This is a genomic window from Sphingomonas sp. BK580, from assembly GCF_014194975.1.
Taxonomy (GTDB): Bacteria; Pseudomonadota; Alphaproteobacteria; order Sphingomonadales; family Sphingomonadaceae; genus Sphingomonas.
This window is the reverse complement of record NZ_JACIAY010000014.1, coordinates 1-21,010: the sequence shown is the minus strand read 5'-3', so window position 1 is coordinate 21,010 and position 21,010 is coordinate 1. Positions and strand designations below refer to the sequence as shown.

Annotated in this window: 21 protein-coding genes; 12 read left to right on the top strand and 9 right to left on the bottom strand. The window is 70.7% G+C overall.

Features of this window, described 5'->3' with window-relative positions:
- Window positions 1-10: 10 nt before the first annotated feature.
- On the top strand, window positions 11-769 hold the full coding sequence (locus tag FHY05_RS19295) for a molybdopterin-binding protein (protein WP_183946067.1): 759 nt from the start codon (window positions 11-13) through the stop codon (window positions 767-769).
- Between the two features lie 141 nt (window positions 770-910).
- Here FHY05_RS19295 and FHY05_RS19290 read toward each other — a convergent pair whose 3' ends face one another.
- The 3 genes from FHY05_RS19290 to FHY05_RS19280 all read right to left on the bottom strand — a co-directional run bounded on the left by FHY05_RS19290 (window position 911) and on the right by FHY05_RS19280 (window position 5,428).
- Entirely contained in the window at window positions 911-3,265 is a 2,355-nt protein-coding gene (locus tag FHY05_RS19290; protein ID WP_260181717.1) for a TonB-dependent receptor, read from the bottom strand.
- 251 nt (window positions 3,266-3,516) lie between these two features.
- The gene (gene ctrA, locus FHY05_RS19285; RefSeq protein ID WP_183920808.1) at window positions 3,517-4,212 is read right to left on the bottom strand and encodes a response regulator transcription factor CtrA; all 696 of its coding nucleotides are present in this window, start codon (window positions 4,210-4,212) and stop codon (window positions 3,517-3,519) included.
- 97 nt (window positions 4,213-4,309) lie between these two features.
- Complete coding sequence (locus FHY05_RS19280; protein WP_183946066.1) at window positions 4,310-5,428, bottom strand: AI-2E family transporter; 1,119 nt, start codon at window positions 5,426-5,428, stop codon at window positions 4,310-4,312.
- 336 nt (window positions 5,429-5,764) lie between these two features.
- Between FHY05_RS19280 and FHY05_RS19275 the strand changes: the two genes are divergently transcribed.
- From FHY05_RS19275 to FHY05_RS19230, 10 genes are all read left to right on the top strand, one after another.
- Window positions 5,765-6,688: a UDP-2,3-diacylglucosamine diphosphatase gene (locus FHY05_RS19275; RefSeq protein WP_183946065.1), complete on the top strand. Its 924-nt coding sequence runs from the start codon at window positions 5,765-5,767 to the stop codon at window positions 6,686-6,688.
- 10 nt (window positions 6,689-6,698) lie between these two features.
- On the top strand, window positions 6,699-7,736 hold the full coding sequence (locus FHY05_RS19270; RefSeq protein ID WP_183946064.1) for a glycosyltransferase family 1 protein: 1,038 nt from the start codon (window positions 6,699-6,701) through the stop codon (window positions 7,734-7,736).
- Between the two features lie 247 nt (window positions 7,737-7,983).
- Window positions 7,984-8,664: a DUF1013 domain-containing protein gene (locus FHY05_RS19265; RefSeq protein ID WP_183946063.1), complete on the top strand. Its 681-nt coding sequence runs from the start codon at window positions 7,984-7,986 to the stop codon at window positions 8,662-8,664.
- 518 nt (window positions 8,665-9,182) lie between these two features.
- Window positions 9,183-9,953 carry a 3'-5' exonuclease gene (locus tag FHY05_RS19260; protein WP_132909714.1) on the top strand — a complete coding sequence of 257 codons (771 nt, stop codon included), beginning with the start codon at window positions 9,183-9,185 and terminating at the stop codon, window positions 9,951-9,953.
- A 212-nt stretch (window positions 9,954-10,165) separates the two neighbouring features.
- Window positions 10,166-10,615 carry a TM2 domain-containing protein gene (locus FHY05_RS19255; RefSeq protein WP_183946062.1) on the top strand — a complete coding sequence of 150 codons (450 nt, stop codon included), beginning with the start codon at window positions 10,166-10,168 and terminating at the stop codon, window positions 10,613-10,615.
- A gap of 157 nt (window positions 10,616-10,772) precedes the next feature.
- Window positions 10,773-11,486 carry a ribonuclease PH gene (gene rph / locus FHY05_RS19250; protein WP_183946061.1) on the top strand — a complete coding sequence of 238 codons (714 nt, stop codon included), beginning with the start codon at window positions 10,773-10,775 and terminating at the stop codon, window positions 11,484-11,486.
- Window positions 11,483-12,109, top strand: coding sequence for an RdgB/HAM1 family non-canonical purine NTP pyrophosphatase (gene rdgB / locus FHY05_RS19245; RefSeq protein ID WP_183946060.1), 627 nt, complete (start codon window positions 11,483-11,485; stop codon window positions 12,107-12,109). Before rph ends, rdgB begins: the two co-directional genes overlap by 4 nt.
- A 289-nt stretch (window positions 12,110-12,398) precedes the next feature.
- Window positions 12,399-12,797, top strand: coding sequence for a hypothetical protein (locus FHY05_RS22700; RefSeq protein WP_183946059.1), 399 nt, complete (start codon window positions 12,399-12,401; stop codon window positions 12,795-12,797).
- Window positions 12,725-13,207 carry a DNA/RNA non-specific endonuclease gene (locus FHY05_RS22695; protein WP_311732529.1) on the top strand — a complete coding sequence of 161 codons (483 nt, stop codon included), beginning with the start codon at window positions 12,725-12,727 and terminating at the stop codon, window positions 13,205-13,207. Before FHY05_RS22700 ends, FHY05_RS22695 begins: the two co-directional genes overlap by 73 nt.
- Window positions 13,204-13,620 carry a hypothetical protein gene (locus tag FHY05_RS19230; protein WP_183946173.1) on the top strand — a complete coding sequence of 139 codons (417 nt, stop codon included), beginning with the start codon at window positions 13,204-13,206 and terminating at the stop codon, window positions 13,618-13,620. Before FHY05_RS22695 ends, FHY05_RS19230 begins: the two co-directional genes overlap by 4 nt.
- A gap of 86 nt (window positions 13,621-13,706) precedes the next feature.
- Here the strand turns inward: FHY05_RS19230 and FHY05_RS22690 are convergent, their stop codons facing one another.
- Together FHY05_RS22690 and FHY05_RS19225 are read right to left on the bottom strand one after the other, a co-directional pair.
- Window positions 13,707-14,102, bottom strand: coding sequence for a PQQ-binding-like beta-propeller repeat protein (locus tag FHY05_RS22690; RefSeq protein ID WP_311732539.1), 396 nt, complete (start codon window positions 14,100-14,102; stop codon window positions 13,707-13,709).
- Window positions 14,103-16,076, bottom strand: coding sequence for a membrane-bound PQQ-dependent dehydrogenase, glucose/quinate/shikimate family (locus tag FHY05_RS19225; protein ID WP_260181716.1), 1,974 nt, complete (start codon window positions 16,074-16,076; stop codon window positions 14,103-14,105). It lies immediately after the preceding gene.
- Between the two features lie 705 nt (window positions 16,077-16,781).
- On the opposite strand from FHY05_RS19225, the gene FHY05_RS19220 reads away from it, so the two are divergent.
- The gene (locus FHY05_RS19220) at window positions 16,782-17,561 is read left to right on the top strand and encodes an SDR family NAD(P)-dependent oxidoreductase (protein ID WP_183946057.1); all 780 of its coding nucleotides are present in this window, start codon (window positions 16,782-16,784) and stop codon (window positions 17,559-17,561) included.
- Window positions 17,562-17,802: 241 nt separating this feature from the next.
- Here the strand turns inward: FHY05_RS19220 and FHY05_RS19215 are convergent, their stop codons facing one another.
- The 4 genes from FHY05_RS19215 to FHY05_RS19200 all read right to left on the bottom strand — a co-directional run bounded on the left by FHY05_RS19215 (window position 17,803) and on the right by FHY05_RS19200 (window position 20,787).
- The gene (locus tag FHY05_RS19215) at window positions 17,803-18,402 is read right to left on the bottom strand and encodes a CAP domain-containing protein (protein ID WP_311732528.1); all 600 of its coding nucleotides are present in this window, start codon (window positions 18,400-18,402) and stop codon (window positions 17,803-17,805) included.
- Between the two features lie 266 nt (window positions 18,403-18,668).
- Complete coding sequence (locus FHY05_RS19210; RefSeq protein WP_183946055.1) at window positions 18,669-19,952, bottom strand: hypothetical protein; 1,284 nt, start codon at window positions 19,950-19,952, stop codon at window positions 18,669-18,671.
- Window positions 19,949-20,356, bottom strand: a complete 408-nt coding sequence (locus FHY05_RS19205; protein ID WP_183946054.1) for a hypothetical protein — start codon at window positions 20,354-20,356, stop codon at window positions 19,949-19,951. The genes FHY05_RS19210 and FHY05_RS19205 overlap by 4 nt, the downstream gene beginning before the upstream one ends.
- A gap of 86 nt (window positions 20,357-20,442) precedes the next feature.
- Window positions 20,443-20,787 carry a hypothetical protein gene (locus tag FHY05_RS19200; RefSeq protein ID WP_183946053.1) on the bottom strand — a complete coding sequence of 115 codons (345 nt, stop codon included), beginning with the start codon at window positions 20,785-20,787 and terminating at the stop codon, window positions 20,443-20,445.
- Between the last annotated feature and the right edge of the window lie 223 nt (window positions 20,788-21,010).

The following is a 21,010-nucleotide window of genomic DNA, read 5'->3' as shown; positions in this document are numbered from 1 at the left end:
CCCGCCGGCTATGGAGACCGAACGCATCTGGACCGCGGCGCTCGTCGTCATCGGCGACGAGATCCTCTCCGGTCGCACGCAGGACAAGAACATCGCCCAGCTGGCCAGCTGGCTCAACGTCCAGGGCATCCGCCTCGCCGAGGTGCGCGTGGTGGGCGACCGCGAGGACGCGATCGTCGAGGCGGTCAACCAGCTGCGCGCGCGCAACGACTATCTCTTCACCACCGGCGGCATCGGGCCGACGCACGACGATATCACGGTGGACTCGATCGCGGCGGCGCTGGGTGTCGGCGTGGTCCATCACCCCGACGCGGTGGCGGTGCTGGAGCATTATTACGCCACCCGCGGCGGCATCACCGCGGCCCGACTGCGCATGGCGCGCGTGCCGGAGGGCGCGACGCTGATCGAGAACCGTGTCTCGGGCGCGCCGGGGATCCGGATCGGGAACATCTTCATCATGGCGGGTGTCCCGCACATCACCGCGGGGATGCTCGACTCGCTCACCGGCACGCTCGAGGGCGGGCGCCCGGTGGTGAGCGGCACGATCGGCTGCTGGGTGGCGGAGAGCGAGGTCGCCGACCTGCTGGGCGACGCCGAGAAGGCGCACGAGGGCGTCTCGATCGGCAGCTACCCCTTCTTCCGCGAGGGCCGCACCGGCGCCAATTTCGTGGTGCGCTCGCCCGACGCGGCGCTGGTGGAGCGCTGCCTGGCCGACCTGGGCGCCGCGCTGGCGGCGGCGGGGCACGTGGTGGTGGCGGGCGGGATCTGAGCTTCGGTGGAAAGCCCCTCCCCGTCAGGGGAGGGGTTGGGTGGGGCGCTTCCACAAACGCTGCGTTCGTGGGAACGCACCACCCCGGCCCTCCCCTTGAGCGGAGGGAGAGCTCGTCCTACTTCCCCGTCCCTCGCCCCCTCAGAACCCGCGTCGCAGCGTGACGAAGAACTGGCGCGGCGCGCCGGCGAGCAGCGTCTGGTTGTCGCCGCTGGCGGTGTAGCCGTTGCTGCCGATCGTCGAGACATATTTCTTGTCGGTCAGGTTGGTGACGCTGCCCTCCAGCGCGAAGCCGCGGAAGAAGCCCATGTTCTCGCCGAAGCGCACGCCGATGCTGGCGTCCACCAGCACGCGCGCGCCGACCGACTGGTCGTTGAGGTAGGTGAAGTAGCGCTTCGCCATGTAATCCGCGCCGATGCGGCCGAAGAAGCGGCTGTCGTCGTACACGATCTCGCCCTTGGCCATGTGCTCGGGCGTGTCGACCACGGTCTTGCCGGCGGTCGCGGTCAGCACCGTGCCCGCGGCATTGACCACGTCGTCCTGGTAGGTCGCCTTGTTGTAGCTGTAGCTGGCGAACAGGCTGAGCGGCTGGACCACGCGGTAGAAGGCCGAGACTTCGCCGCCGTAGCTCTCCACCCCGCCGGCGTTGTTGAGCGTCGGCGGGTTGCCCTGGATGCCGGAGCCGTTCTGGAAGGTGAGCAGCCGGTCGTTGAAGTCGATGTAATAGCCCACCGCGGAGAGCTGGAGCCCGCCGGCGCGCAGGCGCACGCCGCCCTCGGCGGTCTTCGACGTCTCGGGCTTGATGCGCGAGCGGATCGCGTCGAAGCCGACCTGGGTCGTGCCGAAGGGCCCCGCCGTTCCCGACACGAAGGCGCGCATGTTCTCGGTGTAGCTGGCGAACAGCTCGGCGCCGCCGCCCAGCGCGAAGACCGCGCCGGCCTGCGGCAGGAACCAGTCCCTCGACTCGATCTTCCCCGCCACCAGCACGCCGGTGAGCAGGTTGGCCTTGTTCTCGACGCGCATGCCCTTCCAGCCCGCGTTGATCGTCAGGCGGCCGAGCTGGAGCGTGTCGGCGACGTGGTATTGCAACGTCTCGGTGTCGTAGTTGCCCGCCCATTGCGTGAAGAACGGGTTCTCCTGATAGTCGAGCGCGCTGCGATTGGCGGTCGTACCGTCGGCCATGCCGTAGAAGCGGCGTGCCTGATCGAACGCGTTGCTCTCATACCAGGCGCCGACCTCGAAGCGGTTGGCGCCCAGCTCGAGCGCGGCGTTGGTGAAGTTGCCGGCGCGCATGATGCGATATTCGGTGGTGCGGAACGACAGCGCCGAGCCGTTGGTGATCGGCGTGCCGTCGGCGTTCGGCGCGCCCGCGGGCGTGGGCTGATAGGGCGTGATCCACGAGCCCTGGCCCTTGTTGCGATGGATGTAGCTCGTCGACACGACCGACAGCTGCGGCAGCAGCTGCGCCTCGAAGGTCACGCCGCCGAGCCAGTCGCGGCGCAGGCCGGCGGCGTCGTAATAGACGTCATCGAGCGTGCCGATCCCCGCCGGGAAGGCGAGGCCGACGCCCGGATAGGGCAGCGCCGCGGTGGCGCTGGCCGCACGCGCGGCCTGGTTCTGCGCGATCTGTGCGAGCTGGAGCGCGAGCGGATAGTCGTTCGAGATATTGTCGTTGTTCAGCCCGCGGCGGCGAATGATGTCGAGGCTGAGGTCCTGGTAATCGTTCTCGCGCCGGTCGGAGAAGTTGAGGAAGGCGGTGATCTTGCCGTGCTCGCCGACCTCCTTCACCACCTTGGCGTTGGCCTGGTGCTGGCGCTGCTCGCCGAAGCCCTTCCACTTGTCGGTCTTGAGGAAGCCGTAGCTGATATAGCCCTTGAGCCCGCCGCCCAGATCGCCCGACTCGGCGCGGACGAAGGCGCGATAGGTTTGGTCGCTGCCGTAGGTGCCCGAGGCGACGAGGTCGGCGGTGTCCGACGGCGCGCGGCTGACGAACTGGAGCGTGCCGCCGAGATTGCTGGTCGAGGCGGTGCCGAGCGCGCCAGCGCCCTGCGCCACGGTGGTGCTGGCGATATTCTCGGAGATGATCGCGCGACTGATATGGAGGCCGTTGACGTTGCCGTAGCTCATGTCGCCGAGCGGCACGCCGTCGAGCGTGAAGCCGAGCTGGTTCTGGTTGAAGCCGCGCAGCGAGATGCGGGTCGACCACTCGTACGCGCCGAACGCGTCGGCCGACTGGAAATTGACGCCGGGCAGCTTGGCCACCGCCTTGAGCGGCGAGGTGCCGGGGGTGAGCCGCTCGAGGTCGGCCGAGGTGACCGTCTGCACCTGTCGGCTCTGGCCGAAGCCGAGCACGACGACGTCCTCGCCCTCGGTCGGCTGCTCGGGCGCGGTGCGGTCGATCGTCGCGGCGGTGGACGGCGGCGGCGCGTCCTGCGCCAGCGCGGGCGCGGCGTACAGGCACGAGGCGCCGGCGAGCAGCATGAACTTGGCGGTCATCGTCTCTTCCCCCATCTAAGTTAATGGGGGCGCCTGCACTAGGTCCGGGTCGGGCCGATGACGTTTTGATTGCGGTTATGCGACAGTGGGTTGGCGGGGTGTACTCCTGCGAACGCAGGAGCCCAGTGCCACGAGGGCCAGCATCCGCGGCGCTGGGTTCCTGCGTCCGCAGGAACACGGGCAAGCATCGGAACAACGGCCGCCACACCCTCCGGTGCGACGGCCGCCGCCTCAACCGATAGCGTCAGACCTCACGCGACCTGCGCGGTCTCCTCGGGCTCGCGCAGCACGTAACCGCGGCCCCACACCGTCTCGATGTAATTGTCGCCGCCGCAGGCCAGGCTGAGCTTCTTGCGCAGCTTGCAGATGAACACGTCGATGATCTTGAGCTCGGGCTCGTCCATCCCGCCGTAGAGATGATTGAGGAACATCTCCTTGGTCAGCGTGGTGCCCTTGCGCAGCGAGAGCAGCTCGAGCATCGCATATTCCTTGCCCGTCAGGTGCACGCGCGCGCCGTCGACCTCGACCGTCTTGGCGTCGAGATTGACCGAGAGCTTGCCGGTCTTGATCACCGACTGCGAGTGACCCTTGGAGCGACGCACCACGGCGTGGATGCGCGCGACCAGCTCCTCGCGGTGGAACGGCTTGGTGACGTAATCGTCGGCGCCGAACCCGAAGCTGCGCACCTTCGAGTCCATCTCGTTGATGCCCGACAGGATCAGCACCGGCGTCTGCACCCGTGCGACGCGCAGTTTCTTCAGCACGTCGTAGCCGTGCATGTCGGGCAAGTTGAGATCGAGCAGGATGATGTCGTAATCGTACAGCTTGCCGAGGTCGAGGCCTTCCTCGCCCAGATCCGTATTGTAGACGTTGAATCCCTCGGTCGACAGCATCAACTCGATCGCCTTGGCGGTCGTCGGCTCGTCCTCGATCAGCAGCACGCGCATCGGCAAATCCCCGGTTCGTCAACGCGGTAGACCGTGTCACCCGCGCTTCGCTACGTTCATACCCAATGGCTTCTGAACCAGAAAGGTTAATTCACACTTAATCCGGACGTTCCGTTAATGTCGAATCTTCATCCTCTGCCGTCGGCCGCGGCGTGCCCTTGGCGGTGAAGAGCGTGCGCTCGCGCGAGCGCGGGATGTCCTCGCCCAGCACTTCGCGCAGGTAGAGGCTGCGCACCAGCGTGAAGCCGACGACCAGGATGCCGCCCGAGAAGAACAGGCCGAACAGGCCGAACACCGCGCCCGTCCCGATGATCGCGAACAGGCTGAGCGCGGGCGGGATCGCGACGACCCGGCTGGTGACGAAGGGCGTGACGAAGTTGGTCTGCACCACGCGCACCACCGCGAACACCGCGAGGGCCCAGATGAGCTGGTCGGTGCCTCGGGTCGCGGCGAGTCCCAGCGCGGGCAGCATCGCCGCGACCGGACCGACATAGGGGATGAACTCGGACAGGCCGGTGAGCAGCCCGAGCAGCGCCGGCGAGGGCACGCCCGCGATCCACAGGCCGATGCCGACCATCGCGCCCATCGCGGTCATCTGGATCAGCTGCGCGCGCAGCCAAAGCAGCAGCGTCGAGGCGACGTCCCCGAGCGCGTCCTCCACCGCGGCGCGTTTCGGGGGCGGTACCAGCAGCAGGAAGCCGCGCTCGTAGATCTTGGGATCGACCGCGAAGAAGATCGCGCCGAACAACACCAGCACGGCATTGAGCAGCAGCTCGCCCGCCCCGCGCACGATCTCGCCGATATCCTGCGCGACGCGGCTGCCCGCGAACGCCGCCTGCACCGCGTCCGCCACCTTCTCGCCCACCGGGCTCTGCGACATATAGGCCTGGAGCTGGCCCAGCAGGCCCGGCAGCGCGACCACCAACGTGTTGACCTGCGCGCGGAACTCGACGCCGAACAGCCAGCCGAGCAGCGCCAGGAAGGCGAGCACGCTGGCGATCGCCGCCGCCATCGCGCCGCGCGCGCTCAGCCGGGTGCGGCTGGCATAGACCTCGGCGATGGCGTGGATGATGATCGCGATCAGCATGGAGCCGAAGGCGAGGATCAGCAGATGCCGCGCGAAGTAGAGCGCGGCCAGTACGGCGACGATCAGCACCAGCCACAGCACGCGGCGAATGAAGCGCGCGTCGGGCTCGTCGGGCGCGAGCCGGTTCATGCGCGCGCCAGCGCGGCGGGAGAGGGTCGTTGCATCGCCGGCACAACGCCCGGATGCGCGAAAAGGCACGCGGAAGCAGGGGAAAAGCGCGCCAGCGGCGGGGGCAGACGGTACGGATCCGGAGCGGACGCGGTGGTGGCGCGAACGTCGTGCGTGCCTGTCGGTCGCCCCACCGCCGGCCCGTCGCGCCCTCGCGCCCGCCAGATCGGGTCGCCGCGCCGCCGTGCTCCCTCCGCGTGACGCCGAACCGTCACCGGAGCGTCACCCCGGCGTCAACCGGCGGTGACACGCGTGTCACATGAGCGGCGTAGGGCAGGGTAGCGAGGGAGGGCTGCCATGCCGACGACGGTTCACTCGATCAGCGCGCTCACCGCGGGCCAGCCGCTGGGCGACATCGCCGATCTGTTCGACGCTGACGCGCGGCCGCACCGGCCCGAGCAGGCGATCGGGTCGCGCCGACGTTACCGCACGGTGTGGATCAGCGACGTCCATCTCGGCACGCGCGGCTGCAATGCCGACATGTTGATCGACTTCCTCGATCATGTCGACAGCGACACCATGTACCTGGTCGGCGACATCATCGACGGCTGGCAGCTCAAGAAGCGCTTCTACTGGCCCGCCGCGCACAATGACGTGATCTGGCGGCTGATGAAGCGCGCGCGCCGCGGCACGCGGATGGTCTATATTCCCGGCAACCACGACGAGATGTTCCGCCAGTTCGCCGGGCTCGACTTCGGCGGCATCCAGATCCGCAGGAAGGCGATCCACGAGACCGCGGACGGCCGCCGCCTGCTGGTGCTCCACGGCGACGAGTTCGACGCGATCACTTTGTCGCACCGCTGGCTCGCGCATGTCGGCGACGCCGCCTACACGATGCTGATGGCGCTCAACCGCTGGGTCAGCGCGGTGCGGCGGCGCTGGGGCATGCCTTACTGGTCGCTGAGCAAGCACGCCAAGGCCAAGGTGAAGAACGCGGTGGCGTTCATCTCGCGCTTCGAGGAGATCGTCGCCGAGGCGGCGGGCAGCCGCGGCGTGCAGGGCGTGGTGTGCGGCCACATCCACACCGCCGAGATGCGCGAGATCGCGGGCGTGGCCTATTACAACGACGGCGACTGGGTCGAGGGCTGCACCGCGCTGGTCGAGCACCACGACGGGCGGATGGAGATCCTCGACTGGGGCGAGGAGATGCGTCGCCGCGACGCACCCCCCGCGGTCGCGCTCGCGGCGCCGGTGCCCGCGCGCGCGGCGCTCGCCGCCTGAGCCGCGCGCGATGCGGATCGCGATCGTCACCGACGCCTGGGCGCCGCAGGTCAACGGGGTGGTGCGCACGCTAGAGGCGGTGATCGCCGAGCTGCGCGCGGGCGGGCACGAGGTGCTGGTGGTCTCGCCCAGCGGCGCGCCGTCGCTGCCCTGCCCGACCTATCCCGAGATCCGGCTCGCGCTGATGACCCCCGCCGCGGTGGGGCGGCGGATCGCGGCGTTCGGCGCCGAGGCGGTGCATATCGCCACCGAGGGGCCGCTCGGCCTCTCGGCGCGGCGCTGGTGCCGCGCCCGCGGCCTACCCTTCACCACCGCCTATCACACGCAGTTCCCGGACTATGTCGCGGCGCGCACGGGCGCGGACCCGGAATGGGTGTGGCGCTACGTGCGCTGGTTCCACGCGCCCGCGGCGGCGGTGCTCGCCTCCACCGCGACGATCGAGCGCACGCTGCGCGCGCACGGCCTGCCGCGGGTCAGGCGCTGGGGCCGCGGCGTCGCGCCGGCGTTCCGGCCGGAGGGCGCGATCGAGCCGCGCATGGCGGCAGCGCGGGCGGCCGCGGGCGGCGCGCCGGTGCTGCTCCACGTCGGCCGCGTCGCGGTGGAGAAGAACATCGAGGCCTTCCTCGCCGCCGACGTGCCCGGCACCAAGGTAGTGGTGGGCGACGGCCCCGCGCGGGTCGCGCTCGAGCGGCGCTTCCCCGAGGCGCTGTTCCTCGGCGCGCTGTTCGGCGACGATCTCGCCGCGGCCTATCGCACCGCCGACGCCCTGGTCTTCCCGAGCCGCACCGACACGTTCGGGCTGGTGATGATCGAGGCACTGGCGTGCGGCACGCCCGTGGCGGCCTATCCCGTGCCTGGCCCGGTCGACGTGCTGACCCCGACCACCGGCGCTCTGGCGGAGCGGCTCGAGACGGCGATCGCGCGCGCGCTGACGCTCGACCGCGCCACCTGCGCGAGGGCGGGCGCCGACTTCACCTGGGCGGCGAGCGCGCGCCAGTTCCTCGACGCGCTCGCGCCGTTCGGCGCGGCGCTGCGGATGGCGGCCTAGCGGACTCAGATTCTCCCGGTACGGGGAGGGGGACCATGCGGAGCATGGCGGAGGGGGCTCTCCACGCCGCGCAGCGCCTGTAAAAGCCTCCCTCATCACTCGCTCCGCGCGAGCGGTCCCCTGCCCGCCATGCGGGGAGGATCTTCCCCACACGCGCTTGCCCTCGCACGCGCCACGCACTAAGTCGTTCGGCAATAGGTGGCCGCTCCGGGAAGGGGCGGCCCTTTGCATTTATGGAGTATCCCGCATGGCCCAGCCGCTCATGCCCCACGCCACCGCTTCCTGGCTGGTCGACAACACGTCGCTCTCGTTCGAGCAGATCGCCGACTTCTGCGGGCTGCACATCCTCGAGGTCCAGGCGATCGCGGACGACACCGCCGCCACCAAGCTGACCGGGCGCGATCCCGTCCGCGCGCACGAGGTGACGCAGGAGGAGATCGACAAGGCGCAGGCCAGCCCCGCCTATCGCATGAAGATGACCAAGGGCCCCGATCAGGTGCGCCGCACCAAGGGCCCGCGCTACACGCCGGTCAGCAAGCGCCAGGACAAGCCCGACGGCATCGCCTGGATCATCCGCAACCACCCCGAGATCAGCGATGGCGCGATCAGCAACCTGATCGGCACCACGCGCACGACGATCGCCGCGATCCGCGACCGCAGCCACTGGAACATCGGCAACATCACGCCGAAGGACCCGGTGACGCTCGGCCTCACCACGCAGCGCGAGCTGGACGCCGCGGTGGCCAAGGCGGCCAAGGCGGCGGGGATCGAGCAGCAGGCGAGCGACCCACGGCTCGACGGCGATCGTGAGGCGCTGATCGCCTCGCTGCGCGCCGAGCGCGAGCAGGCCGCGCGCGACGCCGAGGCGGCCGAGGCGGGCGAGCTGCGCGGCCCGGTCTCGCCGTTCGAGGACCCGTTCCGCCGCTGAGCTGAACGGGGTGGCGGAGGGGCGGCGATCCGCGATGCCGCGCCCGCCGACCCGGGCCGCCGCCGCTGGTCGCCCAGCGCTCAGGCTCCCCTCCCCCCCCCCCTGCCGTCATCCTGAACTCGTTTCAGGATCACTTGTCCGCCCGCTCCTCCGGCCCGCGAGAGGAGGCCGCGTGATGCCGCGGGACCGCCCGCCCGCGGGACCCGGCCTCGCCAGCGACGGGGCACCGATACGCGGCCCGGTGGATCCTGAGACAAGCTCAGGATGACGCCAGCGGATGGGGCGGTGCGCATCGGCGCACGCCCGGTTTCGTTGAGACCTGGTCGTACGCACCGGCCCACGCCCGCTCTCGTCGAGAGGGCGAGAATAAGCGAAGCGACCTCAGTGCCCCCACGCGGGCGCGGACGAGCCGGCGTGCACAGTCATGCTCCGCCGCCCGCGCCCCTGTCGCGCCGCTCGCCAGCGCCCCGCACGGCGCGCTGGCATTCCCCGCGCCGCCGCCCCACATAGCGCAGCACATGAGCTACGCCCGTCGCCCGCAGCCGCAGATCGTCCGCGTCATCGACCTCGAGACCACCGGCTCGGCCCCGCCCGCACACGCGGTGTGCGAGGTCGGCTGGCAGGACGTCGCACTCGGCGCCGACGGCCGCTGGGAGCTCTACGGCGAGGGCGGCAACATCCTGGTCAACCCGGGCCGGCCGATGCCCGCGATCACCCAGGCGGTGCACCATATCCGCGACGAGGACGTCGCCGACGCGCCGTGGTGGCACGACGTCGCGCGGCAGGTGCTCGATCCCTATCCGCGCCGCGTCGCGCTGGCGGCGCACCGCTCGGCCTTCGAGGAGCAGTTCTGCACCCCCGCGCTGACCCACGGCGCCGACTGGATCTGCACGTGGAAGTGCGCGCTGCGGCTGTGGCCCGACAGTCCCAGCTTCTCCAACCAGGTGCTGCGCTACTGGCGCAAGCCCGCCGGGCTGGAGCATGAGCGCGGCCTGCCCGCGCACCGCGCCTTCCCCGACGCCTATGTCACCGCGCACCACCTGCGCGACCAGCTCAACGAGGCCTCGGTGGCGCAGCTGATCCAGTGGACCAGCGAGCCCGGGCTGCTGCCGCGCGTCCGCTACGGCCCCGACCGCGGCAAGGAGTGGCGCGAGATCGAGGAGGAGAGCCTGGTCAAGTTCCTCACCGACCGCGACCCCGACGTGCGCTACACCGCCGAGACCGAGATGGCGCGGCGCCGCGGCGGCGGCCATGTCGGGCGGATGACACCGCAGGAGCTGCTGCTGTAGCGTTCACCCGGTCCTCTCGCGCACGCGGGAGCACGGACAGCGGCGATGTAGGTTCGTCGTCTCGACCTTCGTGTGCTCCCGCCTACGCCGGAGCCCAGGGCGCTACGGCGCGCGCCTGCGGCTCTGGGCTCCGGCCTTCGCAGGAGCACGGAAGCTCCCTTGCGTTTCGCGCGCGGCTGCGGGAACACCGGCGCGACACGACGGAGTCACGGATGCGCGGACAGATACTCGGGGTCGACGTACGCAGCGGCGACGGTCTGGTCGCGGGCGAGGACGGCGAGCGCTACACCTTCTCGCCCGAGGACTGGGCGCAGCACGGCGAGCCGTCGCGCGGGCAGCTGGTCGACTTCGAGGCCGCGGCGGGGCGCGCGCGCAACGTCTTCCCGGTGCCGGTCGCGCCTGCCGCCGCGCCGCTGCCCGCCGCCGCCGCGCCGGTGCCGACCACTGACCGCAACAAATACATCGCCGCGGTGCTGGCCTTCCTGTTCGGCATCTTCGGCATCCACCGTTTCTACCTCGGCCGGGTCACCTCGGGGATCATCATGGCGGTGCTGACCTTCACCGTGATCGGCGCGCTGGTGACGGTGCCGCTGTCGATCGTCGACATGGTGCGCTACCTGGTAATGTCCGACCGCGACTTCGCCGCGCGCTACGGACGATAGGGGAAGGAGCGGAGTTCTCCCTCCCCTCCAGGGGAGGGCCGGGGTGGGGCATCTCCGCGAGTCAGCGCTTGGGGGAAGCGTCCCACCCCCGCAACCCGCTGGCGCCGCGGCAGCAACGCGGCTAGGGCCGGCACCGTCCGACCTTGAGGAGAGTTCCATGCGCCCCAGCGGCCGCGCCCCCGACCAGATGCGCGCGATCACGATCGAGCCGCGCTTCACGCGCCACGCCGAGGGATCGGTACTGATCGGCTTCGGCGACACCAAGGTGCTGGTCACCGCCTCGGTCGAGGAGCGCGTGCCGCCGTTCCTGCGCGGCAAGGGCCAGGGCTGGGTCACCGCCGAGTACGGCATGCTGCCGCGCGCCACGCACACGCGCAGCAGCCGCGAGGCCGCCAAGGGCAAGCAGTCGGGCCGCACCCAGGAGATCCAGCGGCTGATCGGCCGTAGCTTGCGCGCCGTCACCGACATGGCGCTGCTCGGCGAACGCCAGATCACGCTCGACTGCGACGTGATCCAGGCTGACGGCGGCACCCGCACCGCCTCGATCTCGGGCGCCTGGGTGGCGCTGCGGCTTGCGGTGGACGCGCTGCTCCGCGACGGCAAGCTCGCCGCCGACCCGATCCGCCAGAAGGTGGCGGCGGTGTCGTGCGGCATCTACCAGGGCAACCCCGTGCTCGACCTCGATTACGACGAGGACTCGAACGCCGACGCCGACGCCAATTTCGTACTGCTCGAGAATGGCCATATCGCCGAGGCGCAGGCCACCGCCGAGCACGCCACCTACGACGAGGAGGCGCTGCTCCGCCTGCTGCGGCTGGCGCGGATCGGCTGCACCGAGATCTTCGCCGCGCAGGCGAAGGCGGTCGCGTGAGCGGCGAGGGCAAGGAGCCGCAGGCGATCCGCAAGCTCGCCCCGGGCAAGCTCGTGATCGCCAGCCACAACCAGGGCAAGGTGCGCGAGATCGCCGCGCTGCTCGAGGGGCGCGGGCTCGACGTGGTCTCGGCGGGCGAGCTCGACCTGCCCGAGCCCGAGGAGACCGGCACCACCTTCGTGATGAACGCCGAGCTCAAGGCGCGCGCCGCGGCGGATCTGTCTGGGCTCCCGGCGCTGGCCGACGACAGCGGGCTGTGCGTCGACGCGCTGAACGGCGATCCCGGCATCTTCTCGGCGCGCTGGGGCGGCGAGACCAAGGACTTCGGCCACGCCATGCGCCTGGTCGAGGACAAGCTCGCCGCGCTGCCCGACCCGCCGCGCACCGCGCATTTCGTCTGCGCGCTGGCGCTGGCCTGGCCCGACGGGCACGTCGAGTGGTTCGAGGGCCGCGTCGACGGGACGCTGGTGTGGCCGCCGCGCGGCGACAAGGGCCACGGCTACGACCCGGTGTTCCGCCCCGACGGGCACGACGTCACCTTCGGCGAGATGGACGAGCCGGCGAAGAACGAGATCAGCCACCGCGGCGACGCCTTCCGGCAGCTGGTCGCGGCGGTGTTCTGAGGGAGGGGGTCGGCGGTCTCGCGCTGGCAGCCGGCTATCCCGCCCACGAGGCCGCCGCCGGCTGACGCGAGCGCATCGGCCCGCGAGGCCGCGACACGGTCGGGGGACCGCGCGGCGGCTCCGCCCTTTATATCCCCGGCAGGCTTCATCAGGTCAGTGGGAAGATGACCACGGGTCGCGGGATCTACTGAGCCGCTGACCCGCGTTGGCGATCGCGCACGACGCGCTGATTGCTTTGTTGGACAATGTTGCTCAGATGTTCTCGTCGTCTTCATGACGGAGCGACACGATGAACATGCCGCGGGCCTATCTACCGGCAGATCTGGATCCGGCAGAACGCCGACGTCTATTCGCGACGTGGCTGCGCACCGGGAAGGTGCCGACATGGCGCGACGATGGCCTGGAGTTGAAGTTCAACCCTTGGCACGATCCCCGCGACGGACGGTTCACTTCGGCATCCCAGGTCGGCGACCCGCAGCTCACTAGCTCGCCGCGCAAGCGGGTCTTCACCGGACACGGCGGCAGCTTCGGCGGCGGCGGTGCAACCGGGAGCTGGGACCCGCCACCTTCGCGACCTCCGTCTCCGAACACCACCCATCACGGCACCGCGCGGCGGTGCGACCGCACGGCCCTCACGTCCCGCCGCCCGAAGCGAACGTTGATCAGCGCGATCAACGGCACACGGTGACGCGCAACGGCTACGCCTTCGAGATCGACTCGCGCGGGCGGACGAGGCGGGTCACCGGGCATCTAACGATCGCCGCTACACCTGTCCGCTACCGGGCAGCGCAGGCGAAGGCAGGAGGGTCGGAGCGACGGCCGAGCGACGACGGGGGGCACTATATAGCCGCACGGTTCAACGGTCCGACAGACGCCTTCAATCACTTCGCTCAGGACGCCAGTTTCAACCGCGGTCGCTATCGCTCGATGGAGGATCAATGGGCCAGATCGAAGCGCGCAGGTCGAGATGTTGAGGTTCAGATCAGGCCTGCGTTCGACGGCAGCTCCGTCCGACCATCGACGATAGATGTATTCTGGAAGGTGGATGGTTCCGAGCACAGCGTGAAATTAAGCAATCACTCGAGGAAACGGCAATGAGCGACGACAACGCACCTCGTCTAAATGGCATAGGGAACCTCCTTGCAGAGGACGGAGACTATCCGCTCGACAACACTCTCCTTTATGCCGAGTTGGATGAAGGGTACGTCGCCCCGTCAATCCACAAGGATCTCGGCGATCACATTCTTTACCGTCGGCCAGATCTCGATCGGCTCGGCGACGCGTTGCTTGACCTGTGGGAGGCCCAGCCATCCGATGATCGCTGGGCTGCGATCGAGTATCTCGTCCGCGGCGGGCGGTTCGAGGCGACATACATTTACCCGGACGCGATCGATCCTGAGGAATTGGTGCTAGACCGCGTGCAGCGCGTGGTTCGGAAATACTTCGGTGACAAGCCCATCATCTATCCCCCGTGGCCGCCTGACGATGATGCGGCTCACTTCACGCTCTGACCCTGCGCGCGGCGCGCGGTGAGATGGCGCGGTGACGATGCCGACGGCTTCGAGGCGAGAAGGGGAGATGCTGCGCGCCGCCCCCCTCACGTACGCGGCAGCGCGTACGCCAGCGTGTAATCCCCATAGCGCGTCCCCAGCGCGCCGTGCCCGCCCGCGGTGATCACGACATATTGCCGCCCGTCGCGCCCGCGATAGGTCATCGGCGTCGCCTGCGCCCCCGCGGGCAGCCGCGCCTTCCACACCACCTTGCCGGTGCTGAGATCGAACGCGCGCAGATATTGGTCGGTGGTGGCGCCGATGAAGGCCAGCCCGCCCGCGGTGATGATCGAGCCGCCGAGGTTGGGCACCCCGGTCTTGAGCGGCACGCCGAGGTGCGAGCCGAACAGCCCGGTATCGCGCGCGGTGCCCAGCACCTCGCGCCACAGCACCTTGCGCGTGCCGAGGTCGACCGCGGTGAGATGCCCCCAGGGCGGGGCGATTCAGGGCGCGCCGAAGATGCCCACCCACGCCTTCACCACCGCGACGTACGGCGTGTTATACTGCGTCTGCAGCTGCGCCTGCATCGCGTTCTCGCCGCCCTGCTTCTGCTTCATCAGCTTGGCCGCGCGCGGGTCGTCGCGGCGCATCAGCCACAGCTTGAACGGCATCTCCATCGTGTTGACCGTCATCACCCCGCGCACCGGGTCGACCGCCGCGCCGCCCCAGTCGGTGACGCCGTCGAACGCCGGGTGGCCGATGATCGGCCTGAGCCCCATCGGCTGGTAGATGCCGGTGCCCTGCGCGCGGCGGATGTCGATGCGGCAGAAGAGCTGGTCGATCGGCGTCGCGCCCCAGGTCGCCACCTCGGTGGGCGCGGGCGGGGTGAAGCTCGGCATGCCGGTCGAGAAGGGCTGGGTCGGCGACACGCGCACGCCCGGCGTGGCGCCGTCGGTGCGCACCTCGCGCTCGGTGATCGCGGCGATCGGCGCGCCGGTCAGCCGGTTGAGAAAGAACACCTGCCCCATCTTGGTGGTCTGGATCAGCGCCGGGATCACCTGACCGTTCGGCGCGCGATAGTCGAACAGCGACGGGCCGATCGGCAGGTCCATGTCCCACATGTCGCGGTGAACCAGCTGGCGTACCCAGCGCAGCTTGCCCGTCTGCGCCTCGAGCGCGACGATCGCGCTGCCGAAGCGATCGTCGAACGGGCGACGGTAGCCGATCCAGTAATCGGGCGAGGCGTTGCCGGTGCCGAGATACACCAGACCGTTGTCGGGGTCGGCGGTGATCGCGCCCCACACGTTGGGCGTACCGCGGGTATAGACATGCCCCGCGGGCAGCGGCGGGATGGCGTCGGGTGAGCGGCCGACGTCCCACGCCCAGACCGGCGCGCCCGACACCGGGTCATAGGCGCGCACCACGCCCGAGGGAATGTCGCGGTTGACGTTGTCGGTGATGCGCTCGCCGATGATCAGCCGGCCGTTCACCACCACCGGTGGCGTGGTGCCGATCTGGTCGGAGGGCTTGGACACGCCCATGTTGGCACGCAGGTCGATCGCGCCGCCTTGGCCGAAGCTCGGACACGGCCGGCCGGTGTCGGAGTCGAGCGCGACCAGCCGCGCGTCGAAGGTCGGCGCGAGGATCCGCCGCGGGCACGGCGTGCCGGCGGGCGCCTCGAAATAGGTGACGCCGCGGCAGACGAGGTAATTGTTGCCCGCGATCCGGGCGGCCTCGTGCCAGCTCCACTTGGTCTTGCCCGTGGTGGCGTCGATCGCCTGGACGAAGGAGTGCGGCGTGCAGGTGTAGAGCGTGTCGCCGATGTGGATCGGGGTCGACTCGGAGTGGTATTCGCGTTTGTGCTCGGTCGCCTCGGCGGGCATCGGCAGGTCGCCGGTGCGCTGCGTCCAGGCGAGCTGGAGCTGTCCGACATTCTGCGGCGTGATGTCGGCCAGCGCGGAGTAGCGTCGCCCGGCGGGCGTGCCGCCATAGTCGCGCCACTCGGCGTCGGCCGCGCCGGGCGGTGCCGCGGCGGCATGCGGCGCGCTCCCCGGCGTCGCCCCCTGCGCGGCGACATCCTGGTGGCCGAGCATCAGCCCGAGCCCGGCGAGCGCGGCCACGCCCGCGGCCACCGCCGGCACCGCGCGCGAGCGCGCGCGCGGCCCGCGGCGCCAGCCGGTCAGCAGCACCAGCGCGAGCAGCACGGTCGGCGCGACCAGCCGCGGGATCAGCTGCAGCCCGTCGAGCCCGACCTCCCACAGCGCCCACAGCAATGTGCCGACCCAGACCGCGACATAGAGCCAGCGCCCGGCCGGGTGACCGCGCCCGAGCAGCGCCCCGCTCGCCACCATCGCGACACCGGCGACGAGGTAATAGGGCGAGCCGCCCAGCGATGCGAGCACCCCGCCCGCGACCGCGAAGAACCCGCCGAGGATCGCGACGACCCATGCCAGCGCCACGGTGAGCCACCGCCCCATAAGTCGTTTCCTCATTGATCGAGGGCAAGAACGCGGCGGCGGGCGAAAAGTAACGGGATGTTGCTGGCGGAGGAGGAGATCGTCCACTCGCCGCGATGCCGCTTCCCGGGTGGCGTCCCCGATCGAAGGCTGCGTCCCACAGGAGGCGCAAGGTCTAGTTCGCCCGGACGACTTCTGCTCGGCGCCCTGCCTGACCGGCGTCTGCTCGCCGCCCCTTCCCTACGATCCTGTGCGGTGATCCTCCATCCTGATCACCCAGATCAGAGAGCCAGCCACGACGATGCTTAGGAGCAACGCGGTTGCGCCGCCTACCGTGGTCAGCATCATCAACAGATGTCGGTCCAACGCCACGAAGCAAGCCAGAATGATCAGACCCGCGTTGATGATCCGGGCAAAGGCGATGCACCTTCTTCTCATCACTGTGACGTCTACTATCTACGTGTCACCCGTCGCGACGGTGACATGGTCGATCGTAACTCGCTTCGGTGAATGGACGAGTCTGGGGCCGTCGATGCCTCACCCTGGTCGGTACGTGCGCGTGTGACGTTCACCGGGGCTGACGCGAGAGCTGCGTTGCCAGCGCTCTTTCCGCGCCATAGGCGAGCGCTCGGTCAACGGAGTCGACGCACATGGTCCCGCATCGCCGCTGAGGCGGCCCGGCCCGGCGGCATGCGCCGCCCCCTACTCTCCTGACCCGAGACCGACATGACACGATTGAACGGTAAGACCTGCGTCGTCACCGGCGCGGCGCGCGGCATCGGCCGCGCCATCGCCGCGCGCTTCCACGCCGAGGGCGCGCGCGTGATCCTCACCGACCTGGACGAGCCCGCCGCCGCCGACGCCGCCGCGGCGATCGGCTGTACCTTCCGCGCGCTCGACGTGCGCGAGGAGGGCGAGTGGGCGCGACTCGCGCGCGACGTTCCCGCGCTCGACGTGCTGGTCAACAACGCGGGCGTCACCGGCTTCGAGGCGGGTGCGGCGGCACACGACCCGGAGCATGCGACTTTGGCGGACTGGCGCGCGGTCCACCGCGTCAATCTTGACGGCACCTTCCTCGGCTGCCGCTACGCGATCGGCGCGATGAAGGCGGCGGGCACGGGAGCGATCATCAACGTCTCATCGCGCTCGGGCATGGTCGGCGTGCCCGGCGCCGCGGCCTATGCCGCGTCCAAAGCGGCAGTGCGCAACCACAGCAAGAGCGTCGCGCTCTACTGCGCGCAGCAGGGCTGGGCGATCCGCTGCAACTCGATCCACCCCGGCGCGATCCTCACCCCGATGTGGGAGCCGATGCTGGGCGAGGGACCGGCGCGCGCGGAGCGGATGCGCGCGCTGGTGGCGGACACGCCGCTGCGCCGCTTCGGCCAGGCCGAGGAGGTCGCCGCAGTCGCGGTCATGCTCGCCTCCGACGAGGCGACCTATCTCACCGGCGCCGAGCTGACGATCGACGGCGGGCTGCTCGCCGGCTCGGCGGCGGCGCCGGGCTGAAACCCGCTCAGCTTGTCCGGACCGTCGGCGTGCTCCGACGCACGCCGGAGCCCAAGGCTACGAAGCACGCCTACGCGGTTCTGCGCTCCGGCGCGCGCGGGAGCACGGCGCTTGCGAGCGCGCGGCGGAGCGCGGTACGCGCCGCGTTCTTCGAATCCGAGGGCCACGGGCGTGACTCGCGGCGTTGCGCCCGCGGTCGCAGGAGCGCAGCGCGCCAGCCGACCGCCCCTGCCGCCCCGGCTCAATAAGCGGTCTCCCCGATCGCCTCGCCCGCGGGGGCGTAGCGGCAGACGAGCACGTCGTCGCGCCGCCCCGCCGCCAGTGCGCAACCGAGCCGCGCGGTGGCGCGCCACACGATCTGCGCGTAGTGCACCGCATCCTGCCAGCGCCCGGTGCGGCTGAAGCGCGGCGAGGGTGCGTTGACATAGGCGCCTCGCTCGTCGAGCCACCAGCGCACCATCTCGGCATAGGCGTAGGCGTCGCGCGTGCCGGCGAAGAGGTTCTCGCCCTGGCGCTGGCGGCCGCGCGGCTGAGCCGCGTGCGCGAAGCGCCCGGTACGCGCCAACTCGCGGGCATAAGCGTCGGCGGCGCGCGCGAGCGTCTCGTCCCAGGCGAGCGGCGGCAGCGCCAGCTCCGCGCGCGCGCGATTGTGCTCCTCGAGCATGGCCTGGCGCAGCAGCAGCGGGCCGCGCGGGGCGGGATCGATCCGCTGGCGCCACTCGGTCGCGCCGGTGCGCGGCGGCGGCGCGAGCCGCGACGGCTCTGCCCGAGCGGGGAGGTCGGCGGAAGAGCGCGCGAGCAGGGCGGCGGCGAGCAGGACGACGGTTCGTTGCGATGACACAACGAGCGCTCCTAGCGCGCGCGACTCGCGGCGCAATGCGGCGTCGCGACGGCGCGTGACGTGGGCTTGTCTTAGAGCGGGACGGGGGCGGGTGGCAGGCGGTCTTGCCCCGTGCCGCCTGCGCGCAGGGTAGCACGGCGACGTGGCGAGCGCCGCGCGGTCTCTCCGCCGCCATCCGCCTCTGGCCGCCTGCCCCGTCCCTCCTGCACGCGCCTTCAGGAGCTCGCCGACGTCCGAGGTTCGCCGGCTCTTCGAAGCGGCCATCGTCACCCGATCAGCCGCGGCACGGAGACGCGGAGCGGGAGCCCGGCGCGCGCGCGGCGCAGCGTCGCGGGCGCCTCCACCACCGGCGCCGCGCCCGCCAGCGCCTCCAGAAGCTTGAAGTCGCGCGGGATCGCGCGGACGGCATCGGCGTCGCTGGTGAAATCGGGCGCGATCACGTCGAAGGCGGCGATCAGCTCGGCGAGCGACGGCGGCGGCAGCGCGTGGAGCGTCGCCGCGAGCCGCCGCATCCCCTCGTCGTCGACGCCGGGCTCGATCTCCTCGTCACCGAAGCGCTCGATCAGCGGGGTGAAGACAGTCACGATATGCGCCGCCACCGCCGCGATGGGGGAGATACCGGCGGCCTCGCAGGTCGCGCGCTGGAAGGCGATGTTCGCCTCGACTCTCGTCGACAGCTCCAACCGCTCCGGCAGGCCATGGCTCTCCGCTATGCCACGGACGATCGCGCCCTCCTCCCGGTCCAGCCTGTCGGCCAGCGCATCGAACGCCGCGATCAATGGCGGCAGATGCTCCAGTCCCACATGATCGAGCGCCCGTCCGATATACTCCCCCAGCTTGACGTTGGCATCGAGATCGAGCTGTTCCTCGCCGGTCTGCTCGAGGAAGACGTAGGCCGCCGCATAGACTCGCGCGACGTCCACCACGGTGAGCGCGCCCCGCGTCGCACCGCCGCCGCCATCACGCCGCTCGTCCCCGCCCCAGGCGCGTAGCCCGTAGCGGGTCGGGATCACCGCGACCTGCCAGGCGTCGGCGTCGAACTCCGGCGCGATGAAGGCGAAGGCGGGGATCAGCCGGTCGAGCGGCGCGCGGTCGAACCGCCTGAGCTCGACCGTCAGGCACCACACCGCCCGCGCGAGCGCGGCAGGCGCGACCACCTCCTCCCCCGCGCCCTGAAGCAACAGCAGATAGGTCGCCACCAGTCGCGCCAGCGCGGCGGCGAGCGGGTCGATCCCCGCCGCCAGCGCCCGCGCGCGATCCGCCTCGATCTCCGCGACCGGCTCGGGGAAGGCGAGGCCCTGGCCGACGTGGAGCGCGAAGGCGTCCGGCACCGAGCGGACGAGCGCGGCCGCCTCGCCCGCCAGCGCGTCCGCGACCGTTCCCATCGCCGCGACCAGGGCGCCGCCCGAGAGATAGCTCAGCGCGCGCAGCGGCGGGCAGAGATATTCGGCGACCTTCACCGCATAGTCGAGATCGAGCTGCGCCTCGTCGGTCTGCTCGAGGAACAGCACCATGGTCGCGACCAGCCGCGCGACCGGCTCGAGCGTCACGGCCGCACCACGCGCAGCTTGATCCGCCGCGCGCCGGCGCGCGCGAGCATCGCCGCGGCGAGCGCTCGCTCCGCCTCGCTCGGCACCTCCCAGGTGGCGGTGAGCCGCGCTCGCTCGAGCGCCTCGTGCTGACGCGCCAGCTGCGTCCGCGACCGTGGCAGATCGACGACGCGCAGCTTGCGATCGATCAGATAGTCCCCGTCGATCCCGTCGAAGCGGACGTGCCGGGGTCGACCGTCGTCGGTTGCGAGCGCCAGCGTGGGTACGCTGTCCGGCCGCGCCCCGGTCGCGCGGTCATAGCCGCGCCACGCGCTCGGCCAATCGTCGTCGCTCGGCGCGCTCCGGCGCAGCGGCGGGTCAGTCCGTCGCCACCAGGAGAGAAGCCGTCGCCATGTCGCCCTCATCGGTCGCCCTCCGCGAACATGCCAGGAACATGCTGAGAACGTCGCCGCCTGACAAGCCGCCGTCTGCGTCCGATCGCCGCCGCGGGTCAGTCGCGCACCGAGCCGCCTGCCCCTCGCCTCATTGCGGCGGCGGCGACCCCGGCGGCCCGTTCGTCGCGGCGGATCAGGTAGGAGCCGCCGATCTGGCTCGGGCGGATAACGACGATCTGGGTGAGCTGCGGATCGTTCGCGAAGATCGCCTCGACCGCGCGCCAGCCGCGCGTCGGCTGCGCCAGCGAGGTGACATAAGCGACATCGCCGATCCGCGCCGTGACGTTGAACCTCTCCCCCGCGTCCGACGGCGCCGGTGCGTTAGGTATCATGGTCGAGGCGAGTGCCGCCTGCTCACCAACTGGCGTGGCCTGGTCGTTCCAGGGGAGAGCGCTGTCCATCGTCGCCGCCAACCTCGTCGCTGATCGCGCGAGGGATGCGCCCCGCGGGCCGCGCCGACAAGCCGCGGCGCGCGCCCGTTCGCCGCCGCGGGTCAGCGCACGGGGCAACGATCAGCTCTGCGGGAAAATGGTGCCCAGAAGAGGAGCGCGGCGAGGCTGGTCACCGGCGTCGAATTCTTGAGCCGGGTTCTGTCCGGCTTTTTCAACGGCGGGTTGTTCGAGT

Excerpts from the sequence above, each read along its gene's own strand:
- FHY05_RS19295 (WP_183946067.1), top strand. The coding sequence starts at position 11 with ATGGAGACCGAACGCATCTGGACCGCGGCGCTCGTCGTCATCGGCGAC.
- FHY05_RS19290 (WP_260181717.1), bottom strand. The coding sequence starts at position 3,265 with ATGACCGCCAAGTTCATGCTGCTCGCCGGCGCCTCGTGCCTGTACGCC.
- ctrA (WP_183920808.1), bottom strand. The coding sequence starts at position 4,212 with ATGCGCGTGCTGCTGATCGAGGACGAGCCGACGACCGCCAAGGCGATC.
- FHY05_RS19280 (WP_183946066.1), bottom strand. The coding sequence starts at position 5,428 with ATGAACCGGCTCGCGCCCGACGAGCCCGACGCGCGCTTCATTCGCCGC.
- FHY05_RS19275 (WP_183946065.1), top strand. The coding sequence starts at position 5,765 with ATGCCGACGACGGTTCACTCGATCAGCGCGCTCACCGCGGGCCAGCCG.
- FHY05_RS19270 (WP_183946064.1), top strand. The coding sequence starts at position 6,699 with ATGCGGATCGCGATCGTCACCGACGCCTGGGCGCCGCAGGTCAACGGG.
- FHY05_RS19265 (WP_183946063.1), top strand. The coding sequence starts at position 7,984 with ATGGCCCAGCCGCTCATGCCCCACGCCACCGCTTCCTGGCTGGTCGAC.
- FHY05_RS19260 (WP_132909714.1), top strand. The coding sequence starts at position 9,183 with ATGAGCTACGCCCGTCGCCCGCAGCCGCAGATCGTCCGCGTCATCGAC.
- FHY05_RS19255 (WP_183946062.1), top strand. The coding sequence starts at position 10,166 with ATGCGCGGACAGATACTCGGGGTCGACGTACGCAGCGGCGACGGTCTG.
- rph (WP_183946061.1), top strand. The coding sequence starts at position 10,773 with ATGCGCCCCAGCGGCCGCGCCCCCGACCAGATGCGCGCGATCACGATC.
- FHY05_RS22700 (WP_183946059.1), top strand. The coding sequence starts at position 12,399 with ATGAACATGCCGCGGGCCTATCTACCGGCAGATCTGGATCCGGCAGAA.
- FHY05_RS19230 (WP_183946173.1), top strand. The coding sequence starts at position 13,204 with ATGAGCGACGACAACGCACCTCGTCTAAATGGCATAGGGAACCTCCTT.
- FHY05_RS19225 (WP_260181716.1), bottom strand. The coding sequence starts at position 16,076 with ATGGGGCGGTGGCTCACCGTGGCGCTGGCATGGGTCGTCGCGATCCTC.
- FHY05_RS19220 (WP_183946057.1), top strand. The coding sequence starts at position 16,782 with ATGACACGATTGAACGGTAAGACCTGCGTCGTCACCGGCGCGGCGCGC.
- FHY05_RS19205 (WP_183946054.1), bottom strand. The coding sequence starts at position 20,356 with ATGAGGGCGACATGGCGACGGCTTCTCTCCTGGTGGCGACGGACTGAC.
- FHY05_RS19200 (WP_183946053.1), bottom strand. The coding sequence starts at position 20,787 with ATGGACAGCGCTCTCCCCTGGAACGACCAGGCCACGCCAGTTGGTGAG.